Source organism: Streptomyces sp. NPDC001604 (assembly GCF_042893475.1).
In the GTDB taxonomy this organism is placed as follows: domain Bacteria; phylum Actinomycetota; class Actinomycetes; order Streptomycetales; family Streptomycetaceae; genus Streptomyces.
This window is the reverse complement of sequence record NZ_JBIAUY010000030.1, coordinates 62,884-77,780: the sequence shown is the minus strand read 5'-3', so window position 1 is coordinate 77,780 and position 14,897 is coordinate 62,884. Positions and strand designations below refer to the sequence as shown.

The 14,897-nt window shown below is 70.1% G+C and carries 12 protein-coding genes; 7 read left to right on the top strand and 5 right to left on the bottom strand.

The window, feature by feature from the left end; genetic code table 11:
* Positions 1-733 precede the first annotated feature (733 nt).
* The 3 genes from ACFY1E_RS45955 to ACFY1E_RS45945 form a co-directional block, all read right to left on the bottom strand.
* The gene (locus tag ACFY1E_RS45955; protein ID WP_389088056.1) at positions 734-2,191 is read right to left on the bottom strand and encodes an NF041680 family putative transposase; all 1,458 of its coding nucleotides are present in this window, start codon (positions 2,189-2,191) and stop codon (positions 734-736) included.
* 807 nt (positions 2,192-2,998) lie between these two features.
* Positions 2,999-3,352, bottom strand: a complete 354-nt coding sequence (locus tag ACFY1E_RS45950; protein ID WP_389088038.1) for a hypothetical protein — start codon at positions 3,350-3,352, stop codon at positions 2,999-3,001.
* A gap of 158 nt (positions 3,353-3,510) precedes the next feature.
* The gene (locus ACFY1E_RS45945; RefSeq protein ID WP_389088036.1) at positions 3,511-3,978 is read right to left on the bottom strand and encodes an ATP-binding protein; all 468 of its coding nucleotides are present in this window, start codon (positions 3,976-3,978) and stop codon (positions 3,511-3,513) included.
* A 57-nt stretch (positions 3,979-4,035) separates the two neighbouring features.
* On the opposite strand from ACFY1E_RS45945, the gene ACFY1E_RS45940 reads away from it, so the two are divergent.
* The 4 genes from ACFY1E_RS45940 (at position 4,036) to ACFY1E_RS45925 (ending at position 9,167) form a co-directional block, all read left to right on the top strand.
* Positions 4,036-4,875 carry a helix-turn-helix domain-containing protein gene (locus ACFY1E_RS45940; RefSeq protein ID WP_389088033.1) on the top strand — a complete coding sequence of 280 codons (840 nt, stop codon included), beginning with the start codon at positions 4,036-4,038 and terminating at the stop codon, positions 4,873-4,875.
* Entirely contained in the window at positions 4,875-5,054 is a 180-nt protein-coding gene (locus ACFY1E_RS45935) for a DUF397 domain-containing protein (RefSeq protein WP_389088053.1), read from the top strand. Before ACFY1E_RS45940 ends, ACFY1E_RS45935 begins: the two co-directional genes overlap by 1 nt.
* A gap of 156 nt (positions 5,055-5,210) precedes the next feature.
* On the top strand, positions 5,211-8,120 hold the full coding sequence (locus ACFY1E_RS45930; protein ID WP_389088030.1) for a M36 family metallopeptidase: 2,910 nt from the start codon (positions 5,211-5,213) through the stop codon (positions 8,118-8,120).
* Between the two features lie 210 nt (positions 8,121-8,330).
* Positions 8,331-9,167, top strand: coding sequence for a slipin family protein (locus tag ACFY1E_RS45925; protein ID WP_389088028.1), 837 nt, complete (start codon positions 8,331-8,333; stop codon positions 9,165-9,167).
* Here the strand turns inward: ACFY1E_RS45925 and ACFY1E_RS45920 are convergent.
* The gene (locus ACFY1E_RS45920; protein ID WP_389088025.1) at positions 9,109-10,302 is read right to left on the bottom strand and encodes an MFS transporter; all 1,194 of its coding nucleotides are present in this window, start codon (positions 10,300-10,302) and stop codon (positions 9,109-9,111) included. The two genes, ACFY1E_RS45925 and ACFY1E_RS45920, sit on opposite strands and share 59 nt — an antisense overlap.
* Before the next feature lie 79 nt (positions 10,303-10,381).
* Here ACFY1E_RS45920 and ACFY1E_RS45915 point away from each other — a divergent pair, with 79 nt between their 5' ends.
* The 3 genes from ACFY1E_RS45915 (at position 10,382) to ACFY1E_RS45905 (ending at position 12,855) form a co-directional block, all read left to right on the top strand.
* Positions 10,382-11,380 (top strand): helix-turn-helix domain-containing protein, encoded by a 999-nt coding sequence (locus ACFY1E_RS45915; protein ID WP_389088023.1) that lies wholly within the window; start codon positions 10,382-10,384, stop codon positions 11,378-11,380.
* A 9-nt stretch (positions 11,381-11,389) separates the two neighbouring features.
* Positions 11,390-11,899, top strand: a complete 510-nt coding sequence (locus ACFY1E_RS45910) for a glutathione peroxidase (protein ID WP_389088020.1) — start codon at positions 11,390-11,392, stop codon at positions 11,897-11,899.
* A gap of 107 nt (positions 11,900-12,006) precedes the next feature.
* A complete protein-coding gene (locus ACFY1E_RS45905) occupies positions 12,007-12,855 on the top strand; it encodes a MerR family transcriptional regulator (RefSeq protein ID WP_389088018.1) in 849 nt (282 codons plus the stop codon).
* Positions 12,856-12,979: 124 nt separating this feature from the next.
* Here ACFY1E_RS45905 and ACFY1E_RS45900 read toward each other — a convergent pair whose 3' ends face one another.
* Positions 12,980-14,875: an MFS transporter gene (locus ACFY1E_RS45900; RefSeq protein ID WP_389088015.1), complete on the bottom strand. Its 1,896-nt coding sequence runs from the start codon at positions 14,873-14,875 to the stop codon at positions 12,980-12,982.
* Positions 14,876-14,897: the final 22 nt, after the last annotated feature.

Here is a 14,897-nt window from a genome sequence, read left to right as displayed (position 1 = left end):
GGCTCCGGCAGATTCAGTACCGCAGCAACCTCATCGACGGCTGCCTCAAGGAAACCGGCCTCACCCCCACGACATCACGGCAACAACGTCAGTAAATCAGCGGCCCGGGCGTCCCGAAGAGCAGGGCGGCCACTCCACCGGAGCCACCGGGGGCAAGCGACTTTAGAGCCACACCCCACTCTTTCGGACCGCCAAACACCTTACGGAGCGGCTTTGGGGTGGAGCGGCTTTGACGCGAGTGATCATGGCCCCGTAAGCCTCCGGCGCGTCGGGCGGTCTGTGGACCTGCCCGGTAAAGCACGACGTTGGAGCCGTGATCTTCGAGGCTCGCGCCAAAGTGGCTCCGTAACTGCCTGTTCTCTATCCGTTCGCGCGGTCGGACAGGTTCGAACGGGGTCCTGGTTCGGGTGAGTTGTCAGGGGCCGATGCATGGAGGAAGGGCCTCTTGGTAGCTCGCGGATGTCGAGGCCAGCGAAAACCAAGAGGCCAACCTCCTCGGCCTCCACCAAGTCCGCCCGCACCCGCTCCAGTTCGGCTTCAAGCTCCTCTACCCGCACGGCAGCGGTCTTCCGCCGCGTTTCCAGGACCGCCCGCATCGACGGCATCTGCCACCCCCAGGCCGAATCGATCAGCAACGAGTCGAGACTCCCGCCACAGCCCCAAGCACATGCCTGACCAGCGGAATCCGCGCACGGCATTCGGAAAGCGAACGGCCTCTAAACTTGTTCTTTATCTACCAAGATCGGCCGGGTCTGCCGATGGCCTTGAGGGTCTCGGGCCGTTTGACGGTTTTACCAACGTCGTAGCGGGGTGCGGGATGGCGGTTCTTGGTCCCGGGCGGTCGTCCGGGACCAGCGCCGCGAGGTTGGGGAACACGGGCCGGGCAGAGCAGGTGGGCTCGGATGTTCCTGAACCCCCGGCGGACACGGGCCGGGGTGAGGCGTTCGGGCTTGGCCGGCTTCTCCCAGGGCCGACGGAGGTCGGCGGCCAGCGGCCGGGCGAGGCGGAGCTGGGTGTGGGCGACGACCACGAGCCATGTCCACCGGTCCGCGGCCTGGGGAGTACGAACCTTCGGGGTGGTCCAGCCGAGGATCTGCTTTCCGAACCTGAAGGTGTGCTCGAGATCGAATCTCCTGAAAAACACCTGCCACCACAGATCCACGTCTGCTGGGGCGGCGCCGGTCGTGGAGGACCACAGCCAGACCGGTGGTGCTTCCCGTTCTTTGTAGAGGTGCTCGACCTTCAACCGGACCAAAGTGCCCTCGACGACGGGGAGTTCACCGTCGTGCTCCAGCCAGGCCGAGCGGTGGGTCAGCCTCGGGTGGACGCGGTCCCACGCCTGGGCTTCGGCCTTGCCGTAGTTGGCGGTGTCGGTGACGGTGGTGACCGCCGCCTCGGGCCAGGTCTCGGGTTTGGCGAAGCGGAACTCCTTGCCGTGCTTCGGCGGCCTGCCACCATGGGGATAGGCCAGGGCGTATTCCTTGGGCGAGGGCTTCGGCAGCCGCATCACCCGGTCACTGCGAATCCGCCCGACCAGCTCGACAGGAAGATCCCGCAGGACCCAGGCCAGGCGGGTGACGTCGTAACCCGCGTCCATGACGATCGTGATGTCCGGATCGCCGAGCGCCCACTGGCCAGCTGAGATGAGCTGCTCGGCCACCGCCCGGAGTTGGGTGGCGGTGACGGCGGTCGCATCATCTTCGGGTCCGAGCCGGACCACGTCAAGGATCGACGTCCACGAGGTCGCTCCCGGTTCGAGGACGGCGACGAAGGAGTACGGCCAGCCCGGGATGAACTGGGCGGCGGACTTCGCCCGGCCGTAGACGTGGCAGAACAGCCGGTCTGCCGAGCACGGCGCGTCCGAGCGCAGCCACGGCGACACGTCGACCGCCAGCACCAGGCGGCCGCCCTCGAACCGGGGCAACGGCAGCCCGGCGAGCAGGGTCCGCAGCTTCTCGACGTCGAACCGGCCCCGGTTGAGAGCTCCGTACAACGCGCCGTGCCCACGCCGGTGCTCGGGCACCATCGTCAGGTCCACCGGTGAGGTGACCGGCCCGTCGATGCACAACAGCGCGTCGGCCAGTTCGAACAGTTCGTCACGCCGGGCGGTCAGACACTCGTAGAACTCTGCTCGGAAGCGTGACGCTTCCGCGAACGCTTCCCGTCGGACATCCGGGCACACCACACTCATGACAACGGCCTTCGACTGGTTCTCCTCGTGACGGAGCACAGGATCAGACGAAGGCCACCCACATGTCCGGCGAATGCCCAGGTGAGTGACCTCGTTCGGGACACCGTTCGAGGCCAGAAGAAGAAGAACAAGCTAAAGCCGTGTAGCCGACCGCCCCAGCCACGACGTACCACTCCTTCGCGTCAGGCGGCTGATCGCTGACGGCGCGGCGCGGGCGCCCGCCGGGTTGGAGCGGGGCGGAGACAGGAGCACAGGCCCGGCCGGGGGCCGGGGCGCGCGCGGGGAGCGGAGCGAGCCGCCTTGAACCAGTAGAGAAACTTGTAACTCAGTCGGACGTGTGGGGCTTGTCCGATCCCGGGTGATGCTTGGCAGTTCGATCCCAGCTGATGGTTGACGGTGGCCGTGTGATCGGCCCCGCCCTCGGAGCTCAGTTCAGCGACCAAGCCGGACCTTCCCTGCACGTCATGAATGGCCTCCGACGGCCCCAAGGCAGCAACAGAGCCTTGTTCACGGAAATACCGCAGGCAGGGGACCCCATCGATACGGCCTGGATCCGGTCGCGCCTCAGCCGAACCAGCTCACCTGCACGACCACCATCCGCTCACCACGGACATCGGTCAGGTAGGTGAGCATCAGGAGGCCACGGCTCTCGGTCCGCACGCCAGGCCCGGTCCGGTGTAGGCGGCTCCCTCCAGGAAGACCATCGACTCACGTACGGCGTTCTCGCTGGCCGGCCGTTCGGTCTCGGCACGTGCCGCATCCGGGAGTCCGTCCAGCAGGTCGTCCTGGAACAGCCCCCAGCGCCGGTCAGCCCACGGCGACCTCGCGGTGTGCGGCTCGTACGATCTCTCCGGCCTCGCGGATGGCACGTTCGCGTACGTCCGGGTCCGAGCTGTTGATGGCCTGCTCGGCGGCGTGCAGTCGACGGGCCGTCTCCGGGTGCCGCTCGATCTCCACCACGACGCCCCACTGCCGGCAGAACATGCGGATCGGTACGACGCTGTCCTCGTCCCCGGCGCGGACGAACGCCTTCTGCAGGTCCTCGAAGAACTCGGGCAGTCGGGAGGGGGTCACCGTCGCCACGGCCTGTCGCAGAGTCGGCAGTGTCAGCTCGGGCCTGGGAATGAGCGGGCCGTTTCCGTTCGCGTACGCCGTGGTCATGGACGCCCCTTTCCGCTCATCGAGCGCCCTTCCGGCATGGGGGTCTACGAGGCTGAGCGGTGCGTCGCTGCCACGGGACCGCCCGACGGGTCGTGGAAAGTGCGACACATTTCCGCGAAGTGTCACACTCGCAGCCAGATGGCTTCCCCCGGGCGGGCTCACTCCCGCGTGCGCGCGAGCGGATCGCCGCCGCAGAGGGTGGGGCCAAAGCCCCATTCCGCCCAGACGGTCTTGCCCACACCCACCCGTGGTGCGACACCCCAGCCGTCCGCCAGCGCTCCGACCAGCGCCAACCCTCGCCCGAACTGATCCTCGCCGGTTGCGTCCCGCGGGCACGGCAGCCGCTCCCCGCGGGGGTCACTGACCTCGACGCGGAGCATCGCGGCCGTAGCGGTGATCCTCAGCCGGATGAGTCGGTCACGCAGGCTGCCGTGCAGCAGGGCGTTGGTCATGAGCTCGCTGGCGACGAGGGCGACGTCTCCGGCGAGGTGCGGATGTCCCCACTCGGTGACAAGGCGTGCGGTGCGGCGGCGGGCGAGGGCGACGCTGCGAGGGACGGGGGTGTAGTCCAGTTGGTCTTCGTGGCGGAGGGGTTCGGGGTTGGGATTGGGGTTGGTGTCGGGCATGGAGGTGCGCATCCCGTGAACCGATCCGCGCCAACTGGTAACCGGGCGTCAACTGTCTTGGGGCGCCGACTCGGTGGGGAACTGCTGCGCCTCCGCGATGCGGCTGGAAAGACTCAGCAGCAGGCCGCTGACATCCTCAACGCGACCAACTCGAAGATCGTGAAGATGGAGCGGGGCTGGGTGCCGATGCGGGACATCGACATTCGCGCACTGTGCGAGCTGTACGGCTTGGACGATTCCAAAGCCGTGGCACGCCTGCTGAACCTGGCCCGGCTTGACCGGGAGCGCCGTAAGGCGAAGGGCTGGTGGCAGCACGCTCCGCAGGCCGAGGCCATCTCCGAGTACATCGCCATGGAGGACGTCGCCAGTCAGGTACGCACATGGCAGCAGTCGTTCATCCCCGGCCTGTTGCAGACTCCCGAGTACACCAGGGCCGTTGTGGTCAGCGAAGGACTGTGGAAGGACCCGGACGAGATCGAAGGGGTTGTTGACGTACGGATGAAGCGTCAGGCCCGGCTGTCGGGACCCGAGCCGCTTCAGTTGTACGCGGTGGTCTGGGAGGCCGCACTCCGGCAACAGATCGGCGGTCCCGAGGTCATGCGCGCGCAGTTGCAGCACCTGCTCGACGTGGCCCAGCTCCCCAACGTGCGGATCCAGGTACTGCCCTTTCGTGCGGGCGGCCACGCCTGCATGGCAGGAGCCTTCAACATCATCTCCTTCGCCGAGGCCCAAGCCGTGGACGTGGTCCACGTCGACAGCATCGCGGCTACGGTGTGGATCGAAAGCGAGTCCGAAAGCACCATGTACGGCTCCTTCTTCGACCGCACCGCGAGGCTGAGCCTTGCCCCCAGGGACTCGCTCAGCCTGATCGAGAGCATCAGCGAGGACATGAATTGATCACTGGTTTCGACTTCCTCAAGTCCAGCTACAGCAGCGGCAGCGGCGAATGCGTCGAAGTCGCCCGCAACATCCCCGCCGTCGTGGCCATACGCGACTCCAAGGACCCCGACGGCCCGATACTCCGCCTGCCCCCCAAGGCATGGACGGACTTCACGGCGTCGTTGGCCGCCCACTGATCCGGACAGCCTTCGCTGCATGACGCCTGTGTGACTTCTGTGACATCTGATCTTTGAGGTCTTCTGTCGTGCAGGTCGCCTTGAAAGGGTACGAGGCGTACAACTCGGCCGCCGACCACGGCCGTTGGATCCCTCACCCCCCACGAGGCGTTGAACATGACGAGAGCCTCCTCGCGCGCGAGACGCGCGACCATACTCACCGCGACGGCCGGCCTCACGCTGGCCGTCGCTTTTCTGCCCGGCGCCGCGAACGCGACCCCGGGCGTCCCCTCGGCCGACGGCCCGTCACCCACGCCGTCCGCGCCCTCTCAGCAGACGCTGGTGCGCCGCGATGCCGGGCTGATGAAGGCCGAAAGTCGGCCCGGTGTACGGCAGTTGCGCCAGCAGCTCGGGGCTCAGGGCGTGCTCGAACTGGACCCGGCCACCGGTACGGCGCGGCAGGTGGCCAAGCTCGACGGGTATCTGACACCCCGCAGCGACAAGGGCCCTGAGGCCATCGTCCGGCAGTATCTGCGGGACCATCCCGATGTCTTCGGTCTCTCCGCCGGGCAGGTCCGTGACCTGACCCTGCGCAAGGAGTACACCGACGTCGCCGGGGTCCGCCATCTGTCGTTCGTCCAGTCGGTCGACGGCGTCCCGGTGTTCGGCAACGGCGTCAAGGCGAACGTCTCCCGCGACGGGCGGCTGATCAGCGTGCTCGGCTCCCCGGTGCCGAAGCTGCCTGCGCAGCTGGCCCCCGGCCGAGTCACGTCGACGCAGGCCAAGCACACCGCGGTGCGTGACATCGCCGGAGCCGAGGCCGACAGCGCCGGCAAGCAGGACACCGCCAAGCAGGTCGTCTACACAGGGCCGGGAGGCACCGCCCGGCGCGCTTGGCAGACGGTCACCGTGCCCGACGGCCACGGCATGTGGCTGCACGTCGTCGACGCGGCGACCGGCCGGGTCCTGTACCGGCAGAACCTCTCCGACGACCTGTCGGCGGCGTCCGGGGCGGCGCCCTCCTCGGGTCAGCCCCTGTCCTCCTCGGCGGCCACGCCCCCGCGCACCGGCAAGGTCCTCGTCTGGGACCGCTATCCCGGCGCCCCCAAGGGCGGCAAGCAGCGCACCCGCCACCTCACGACCCGGGGCTGGCTGCCCGTCGGTGCCAAGACCCTCGACGGCCGTATCGCGCACGTCTTCAGCGACGTCGACGACAACAACAAGGTGGACGCGGGCGAGGAGATCAGCCCGGCGGCCGACGGGACGTTCTCCTTCCCGTTCAAGCCCGTCACCGGTCCCGGCTGCGACGTCCCGCTGCCCTGCTCCTGGGACCAGAAGACGCCGTACTCCTGGAAGACCAACCGCGAGCAGAACGCCGCGCAGGTCTACTACTACCTGGGCACCTACCACGACCACCTGGAGGCCGGCCCGATCGGCTTCACCCGGGCCGCGGGCAACTTCGACGGCCGGGACGGCGACGCCGTGGACGCGCAGACCGACGACGGCGCCGCGGTCGACCACGGGCTGCCCGACGAGAACCACCTGAACAACGCCAACATGGGGACGCCACCGGACGGACAGGCGCCCACGATGCAGATGTACCTGACCGGGTCCGGGCCCGGCTACACGGTGCTGCAGGGCAACTGGGGCGACGACGCCGCCACCGTCTACCACGAGTACACGCACGGTCTGTCCAACCGGCTCGTCGTCGACGCCGCCGGGGTCTCGGCCCTCACCGGCCAGCAGGGCGGGGCGATGGGCGAGGCGTGGAGCGACTGGTACGCGCTGGACTTCCTCAACGACCAGGGTCTGCTCAAGGACAGCCGCCGCACGGACGGCGAGGTGGCCCTCGACCCGCCGCACTGGACCGATGAACTGCCGTCCCGCTCCCAGCCGTTGGACTGCCCGGTCGGCTCCACCTCCGCCAAGTGCCCCGGCACCTCGGCGGCGGGCAAGGGCGGGTACACCTACGGCGACTACGGCAAGATCTCGCGCCGCGGCCCCGAGGTGCACGCCGACGGCGAGATCTGGAGCGAAACCCTCTGGGACCTGCGCAACCGGCTCGGCAGCAGGCTCACCGAGTCGCTGCTGACCCGCGCGATGGAGCTGTCGCCCGCCAACCCCACCTTCCTCGACCAGCGCAACGCCATCCTGCAGGCCGACACCGTGGTCAACCGCGGCCGGGCCCACGACCGCATCTGGAAGGTGTTCGCGCACCGGGGCATGGGCTACTTCGCCGCGGCGCTCAGTGCCGACGACACCAAGCCCGACGAGGACTTCTCGCTGCCGCCCGGCCCGCACACCCCGGTGACCACCCTCACCGGCAAGGTCACCGACGACGCGTCCGGCGCCCCCGTCGGCGGGGTCGGCGTCAGCATCAGCGGCCATGCCTCCGGCTTCCCCGGCGCCGACTTCTCCGCCGTGACCAGGGCGGACGGCACGTACACGATCCACAACGTCCCCAAGGGCACGTACCGGAAGGTGTACGCGAGCGGCAACGGCTACGAGCCGCAGATCCGCACGGTCTCCGTCGGCTCCGGGAGCGGCGCCGACTGGGCACTGCGCCGCGACTGGGCCGCCGCCTCCGGCGGTGCCACGGTCACGGAGTTCACCGGGCCCGACAACACCGACTTCGGCTGCGGACCGAACGGCCTGATCGACATGTCGGGCACCGTCTGGGGCTCGGACGCCAAGGGCGGCAGCAACGGCACCGGGGTCGACCCGGTGCACAACACCGTCAAGCTGCCCTCGGCCGTCGACGTCACCGAACTGCGCATCGACCCGACGGCGGGCTGCGGGGACGATCTGACGGCGTCCCTCGGCGACTACCGGGTGGAGACCTCGACGGACGGCACCACCTGGGTCACCGCCGCCGAGGGCCACTTCAAGCCCGCCGACACCGGCCGGGAGAACGCCGTGCCCCTCAAGGCCGGCACCGGGCAGAACGTCCGCTACGTCCGCCTGACCATGCTCGGCAACCAGGCCGCCGACAACGGCGCCAAGTGCGCGACGGACCCGAGCCCCTCGGGCTGCAGCTACATGGACGTGACCGAGCTCCTGATCCACGGCTCCGCACACCGGAGCTGACAGGACGGCACGACAACCGAGGGCGGCGCACCGGAGACGGGACGCCGCCCTCGGGCGATTCGACGCCGCTCGCGAGGACTACCGCGCCCCCGCGGAGGATCGTTTTCTTGACGATCTCCTGACGCGTGCGGGCGCATCCGGCCAACTCCGTCCGGTGTCTACTTCCTTGTCTCAATCCTTACGGGGAATCCTTTCGAGGAATGGAGTGCCATGGAAGGCACTGTGGTCGCGGTCGTGCTGGTGGCCCTGGCGGCCCTGCTCGTGCTGCGCAGCGGTATGCGGGTGGTCAACCAGGTCGAGCGCGGGGTCGTGTTCCGGATGGGCAAGGCGCTGCCGTCGTACCGGCAGCCGGGCGTGACGTTCCTGATTCCGTTCATCGACCGGATGCGGAAGGTGAACACCCAGGTGGTCACCATGCCGGTACCGACGCAGGAGGGCATCACCAAGGACAACGTCTCGGTGAAGGTCGACGCGGTCGTCTACTTCCGGGTGACCGATCCGCTCCGGGCCGCCATCGAGGTCCAGGACTACGTCTTCGCCGTCGGCCAGGTCGCCCAGTCGTCGCTGCGCTCCATCATCGGCAAGAGCGACCTGGACGACCTGCTCTCCGACCGTGAGCGGCTGCACGAGGGGCTCGCCCTGATGATCGACAGCCCGGCCGCCGGCTGGGGCGTCCACATCGACCGCGTGGAGATCAAGGACGTACAGCTGCCGGAGTCGCTGAAGCGGTCCATGTCCCGGCAGGCCGAGGCGGAACGAGAGCGGCGGGCCCGGGTCATCACCGCGGACGGCGAGTTCCAGGCCGCCCAGCAGCTCGCCAACGCCTCCCGCATCATGTCGGACACCCCCGAGGCGATGCAGCTGCGCCTCCTCCAGACGGTCGTGGAGGTCGCGGCCGAGAAGAACTCGACGCTCGTGATGCCGTTCCCGGTGGAGCTGCTCAGGTACTTCGACAAGGCGGCCCAGCAGTTCGGCTCGGGGGCCGCTCCTACGGCTCCTGCAGCACCGGTGCCGGCTCCGGCGCCCGCTGTCGAGCAGCAGTCGTAGCCAGCGTCAGCGTCACCGATAGGGACGCGAGCGCCATCACGGTCATCGCCGTGGCAGGCGAGGTGAGTTGGGCCACCGAACCCGCCAGGGCCGCGGCCACGCCCTGCATGGTGAGCATTCCTGCCGAGTGCAAGCCCAGGGCGTGGCCGCTGAGTTCGTCCGGGGTGAGGGCCATCAGGCGTTCCTGCTGGACGAGGCTCGCGCCGAAGCCCGCCGAGGCGATCACGGCGAGGGCGGCCGACCAGGGCAGCGCGGGGTGCAGGGCGAAGAGCAGGTACGGCGTGGCCAGCAGGAGGAGCAGCGGGGTGGCCAGCCGGGGGCGCAGCGCGGCCGGTACGAGGCGGCCGACGGTCACGTCACCGGCGAACATCCCCAGCGCCCCGCAGGCGAACAGCGCACCGGCCGCGTGCGGGTCGTACGAGACGTAGAGGGATTCACAGCCGACGACCAGGCCGTTGGGGAGCCAGAGGCCGAGGTAGGTGAGGCGGCGGGGGCGCGAGGACCACAGGAGGGCGTTCGTGCGCCAGGTCGCCGCGGCGGACGGGCGGCCCGAGGAGCGCGGCGGGCGGGCGGTCAGACCCAGCCGGGTGCCGAGGGCGGCGGTGGCGTAGAGCGCCGCCGAGATGAGCAGGCAGGCGTGCGGGGACAGGACCGTCAGCAGGGCGCCGCCGGTCGCGAAGCCGGTGATCTGCATCAGCCCGGAGAGCATGTTGAACACCGAACGGCCCAGCAGATAGCCGTCCTTGGAGAGGATCTCGTTCAGCAGTCCCCAGCGCACTCCCCCGCCCAGCGAGGCGATCAGTCCCTGGACGAGCACGACGCCGAAGACGGCCGCGACCGGCAGTCCGGGCAGGGCGAGGACGGCCGTACCGGCGGCGAAGGCGAGACCGATGCCGGCCAGCGTCGACCTCGGCGGCAGCCGGTCGGCGCCGGAGAGCAGGAACGTGGCGCCGAGCACCTGCGCCAACTGCGGGCCGAACATGCTCACCGCCGACAGCAGCGGCGAGTCGGTCATCCGGTAGACCAGCGTGCCGAGGGCCAGGGCGCCGATCGTCTGGGCCGCGGTGTGGGCGGCGGAGGCGAGGAAGAACGGGGTGAACTCCGGGGTGCGGAAGAGGTCTCGGTAGCTGCGCATGCACGGAGTCTCGGGACGGCCTGCCGGCGCCGGTTATTGTTTCGCGCACACGCGAAACCTCCGAAGGCGGGTGGCGGTCATGGGCTGGTGGCAGATCAACGCCGACACCCTCGCCCGCAGCCGGTTCGTCCTCTCCCCGCTCGCCGAGACCTTCGCCTCGCTGCGGCTGCTGCACTCGCGGCAGGCCGCGCACCCCGGCGAACAGGCCTGGCTGCGGGACCATCTGCCGGGCTACCGGGCGCTGCTGGCCGCCGATCCCGTGACCGCGCGGCTGGTGCGCGCCGGGCTCGGCCGGACCTGGATCGCCGACTTCCTCACCCCGGCGCCCAGGGACGGCGAGACCTTCGAGGAGGGGGTCGCGCGCGTACGGGCGGTCGCCCCCGCCGACGCCCGCGCCCAGCTCGCCGTCGCCCTCGCCACCGTCTCCCCCGCCGCCCGGCTCCCCGCCGAACTCGACCGCGACGACCTGCCCGAGCGGGCGGCCCGCCTCTTCGAGTACGTCTGGGCCGAGAGCGTACGGCCGTACTGGACCCGTCGGCGGCACATCCTCCAGGCCGATGTCGTCGCCCGCACCGCCCGCGTCAGCCAGGGCGGCTGGGCCGCCGTACTGGACGATCTGCGACCGGGCCGGACCCGCTGGCTCGGCGAGAACCGGCTCCAGGTCAACCTGCACGAATACCCGCCCCGCGAGATCTCCGGCGCCGAGCTGGTCTTCGTGCCGGTGACACCCGAGGCGGGCTGGGTGTCGTGGGAGGAGCCCGACCGGTACGCCATCGTCTACCCGTGCACGGGGACGCTCGCCGACCACCGCGCCCGCCCCGCGCCCGCGAGCCTGGCCGCCCTGCTCGGCCCCGCGCGCGCCTCGGTCCTCGTCCTGCTCGCCGCCCCGATGAGCACCAGCCAGCTGACCGCCGTCACCGGCCAGGGCCTCGGCTCGGTCGGCCGCCACCTGAAGGTGCTGCTGGACGCGGGGCTGGTGGAGCGGCGGCGCGCGGGCCGCTCGGTGCTGTACTCACGGACCGCGGCCGGTGACGTTCTGGTGGAGGCCCAGAGCCGGGACGACATGTACCGGAGTTAGCATCCGCTTATGACGACTGCAGACAGCAACGGCGCCGCCCCCCTCGACGTGGAGATCGGCGCCCTCAAGGGTGGCTCCGCCGACCTCTCCCAGTACGCGGGCAAGGCCGTCCTCATTGTCAACGTGGCCTCCAAGTGCGGGCTGACCCCGCAGTACACCGGGCTCGAGCGCCTCCACGAGCGCTACGCCGAGCAGGGCTTCACCGTCCTCGGCGTGCCCTGCAACCAGTTCCTCGGGCAGGAGCCGGGCAGCGCCGAGGAGATCGCCGAGTTCTGCTCGGCGACGTACGGCGTGACCTTCCCGCTGACCGAGAAGGTCGAGGTGAACGGCGAGAACCGGCACCCCCTCTACGACCGTCTGACCGGCTTCGCCGACGCCGAGGGCCACAGCGGTGACATCCGCTGGAACTTCGAGAAGTTCCTGATCGGCCGGGACGGCAAGGTCGTGGCCCGCTTCTCCCCGCAGACCGAGCCGGAGGCGGCGGAGCTCGTGGCGGCGGTGGAGAGCGCCCTCGCGTAGTCGGGCGTTGACCTTGCCCCTGGGGCAAGGGCGAGCGTTCCCGTCACCGGGCGGAAAGGACCCGTCCGGTGACGGAGGGCGAGCCGACCGAAAAGGGAGCTGCTCGGGTGGACGAGGAACTGCTCACCATCGGCGCGTTCGCGACCCGGGCGCGCCTGTCGGCCAAGGCACTGCGGCTCTACGACCGCCTCGGCCTGCTCGCGCCCGCGCACGTCGACGAGCTCAGCGGCTACCGCTACTACCGCGCCGACCAGGTGGAACGGGCCCGCCTCGTGGCCCTGCTGCGGCAGCTCGACATGCCGCTCGCCCGGATCGCAGAGGTGGTGGAGGCGGACGGCACCGAGGCCGCCGACCGGCTCGCCGCCTACTGGGCGGACGTCGAGGCGCGCATCGCGGGGCAGCGGACGCTCGTCGAGTACCTCCGTGGACGACTGTCGGGGAGGAGCTCCGAGATGTACGGGAAGTTCGTGGTCGAGACGGTGGACGTGCCCGAGCAGGTGGTGATCACCCAGTCCCGGCACACACTGCAGGACGAGTTGCCGGCGTGGATCGGGGCGTCGCTGGACCGTCTCGAGGAGGCGGCGGGCGCCAGTGGAGGTGTCGCGGGGGCGCCCTTCGTCGTCTATCACTCCGAGGTGTCCATGGAGAGCGACGGACCTGCGGAGTCCTGCGTGCCGGTCGCGGACGAGGCGGCGGCCCGGGGGTGGGCCGAGCAGCACGGGCGGCCCTGGGAGACCCGGGTGCGCGTCGAGCCGGCGGCTCGGCTGGCGTACACCCGGATCACCAAGGCCCAGGTGGCCGCCCCGCAGATCGGGGCCGCCTTCGAGGCGGTGGAGCAGTGGATCGCGGCGCAGCGGCTTCAGCAGGCGGGGCCGTGCCGGGAGATCTACTTCGCGGACTGGGAGGCGGCGGGGCCGGAGGATGCGGTGTGTGATGTGGCGTTTCCGGTGAAGTGAGCGGCTTCGGGGCGGCGTCGGTTTCTTCGCCCCCGCCGCCCCTTCCCGTCCCGTCCCTGGGGGCTGCCGCCCCCAGACCCCCGCTTTCGGCCTGAACGGCCTCGTCCTCAAACGCCGGACGGGCTTATTTCAGCTCGTCCGGGCAGGGCGTGCCGCGCGGTAGCTGGTACGGCGCTCCCAGCCGGTAGGTGCCCGCCTTCGGCGCCAGCAGGATCGTCCACTTGTCGCCCTTGTCGTCCTCCTGCGTCTCCATCAGGCAGCCGTTGACGTTGTCGTACGACTTGGGGGTGCCGTCCGCGCGGTGCTTCGAGGCGTACGTCTCCTGCGGGGGCTTCACCCCCTTGCCCTTGGTGTCTACCAGGCCGAGCCACGGGGAGTAGGGGACGCGGATCAGGACGCGGCCGGGCTTCTTGACCTCGATGGTCAGCTCGCCCTGGGCCGCGCGGTCGACGGTGGCGGGCGGGTCGGCGAGCGGGGTGGGGTCGGTGACGCGGAACAGCTGCCAGTTGGCGTCGCCCCAGATCTGCTTCAGATACGGCATGCCCCGCTGCACGAGCTCCCGCTCGCGCTCCCCGCCGTCGCCGTCCGGCTCGCCCTTCGGCAGGACGACGAAGTGGACGGCCCAGCGCTGCAGCCATTCGTGGTAGTTCGCCGAGTTGAGGGTGTCGTCGTAGAAGAGGGGGTTGCGCTCCATGTCGGCCTGGCGGTTCCAGCCGCGGGCCAGGTTGACGTACGGGGCGAGGGCGGAGGCCTCGCGGTGGGAGCGGGCCGGGACGACCTCGACGCGGCCCTTCTCGGCGCCGACGCCCTGGAGCTCGTTCACCAGCGGGGCCAGTTCGCGCGCCCAGGACGCTGCGGGCGAGGTGTGGATGATGTCGTCGACCGACTTGAAGCCGATCCAGACGACGAAGCCGGCGAAGGCGAGCACGGTGACGTACCACTTGCGCGAGCGCGGGACCGTGAACGGGAGGGCCGCGACCAGCGTCACGCCGGCGAACAGCATGGCCAGCCGGGTGATGTTGGAGCCGATCTGCGAGCTGACCAGCCAGACCGCGAGGACCGAGAGGCCGTACACCGCGGAGGTCAGGCGGACCGTCGTCCACTCCTTCGGGACGAGCACGAAGGCGAGGACGGCGTACAGGAACGGCAGGATCACCGACCAGATCGTCATCGGCTGGGTGCCGGAGAAGGGGAACAGCCAGGCCGACACGGCGACCACCGCGGCCGGGGTGAGCCCGAGGGCCCAGGCGCCGGGACGGCGTTTCTGCAGGAACAGGGCGACGGCGACCAGCCCGACGAACAGGCCCGCGACCGGTGACGACATCGTCGCCAGCGCGGCCAGCGGGGCCGTGCACAGGGCCTTCGCACATCGCTTGTAGCGCCACTTGTACGGCCAGCAGAAGACGGTGGCGACCGCGCCCAGCGCGAACATCGTGCCCAGTCCGAAGGTCACCCGGCCCGAGACCGCGTTGCACACGAACGCGAAGAGTCCCGCCAGCGACGCCCACAGCGGGTTCTTCACGCTCCGGCTGCGGATCAGGATCATCGTCAGCAGACCGGCCGAGACCGTCCCGGCGATCATCATGGTCGTACGGACACCGAGCACCGACATCAGATACGGCGAGACCACGCTGTACGACACCGGGTGCATACCGCCGTACCAGGCGAGGTTGTACGCCGAGTCGGGGTGCCGGCCGACGAACTCGGCCCATGCGTCCTGGGCCGCAAGATCGCCGCCACTGTTCGCGAAGGTGAAGAACCAGACGATGTGGAGTACACCGGCGAGGGCGGTGACGGAGAGCACCGGGTGGCGCAGCATCCGCTCGCGCAGGGCGAGGAAGGCGGCCCGCGCGCGTGATGTCCTGTCGCTGTTCGCCCGCTCGCCCGGCTGCGCGCGGGCGGTGTCAGTTCCGTGCATGCCGCGCATGTCCTCCGAGCGCGGTGCGGGCACGCGTATTCGCGGGCCGTTTCCCGGGCCCGGATCGGCGTCGTCGGCGCGTGTCGGCTCCGCAGTGGCCACCTGAAGGCACTCCCCGTGGTGT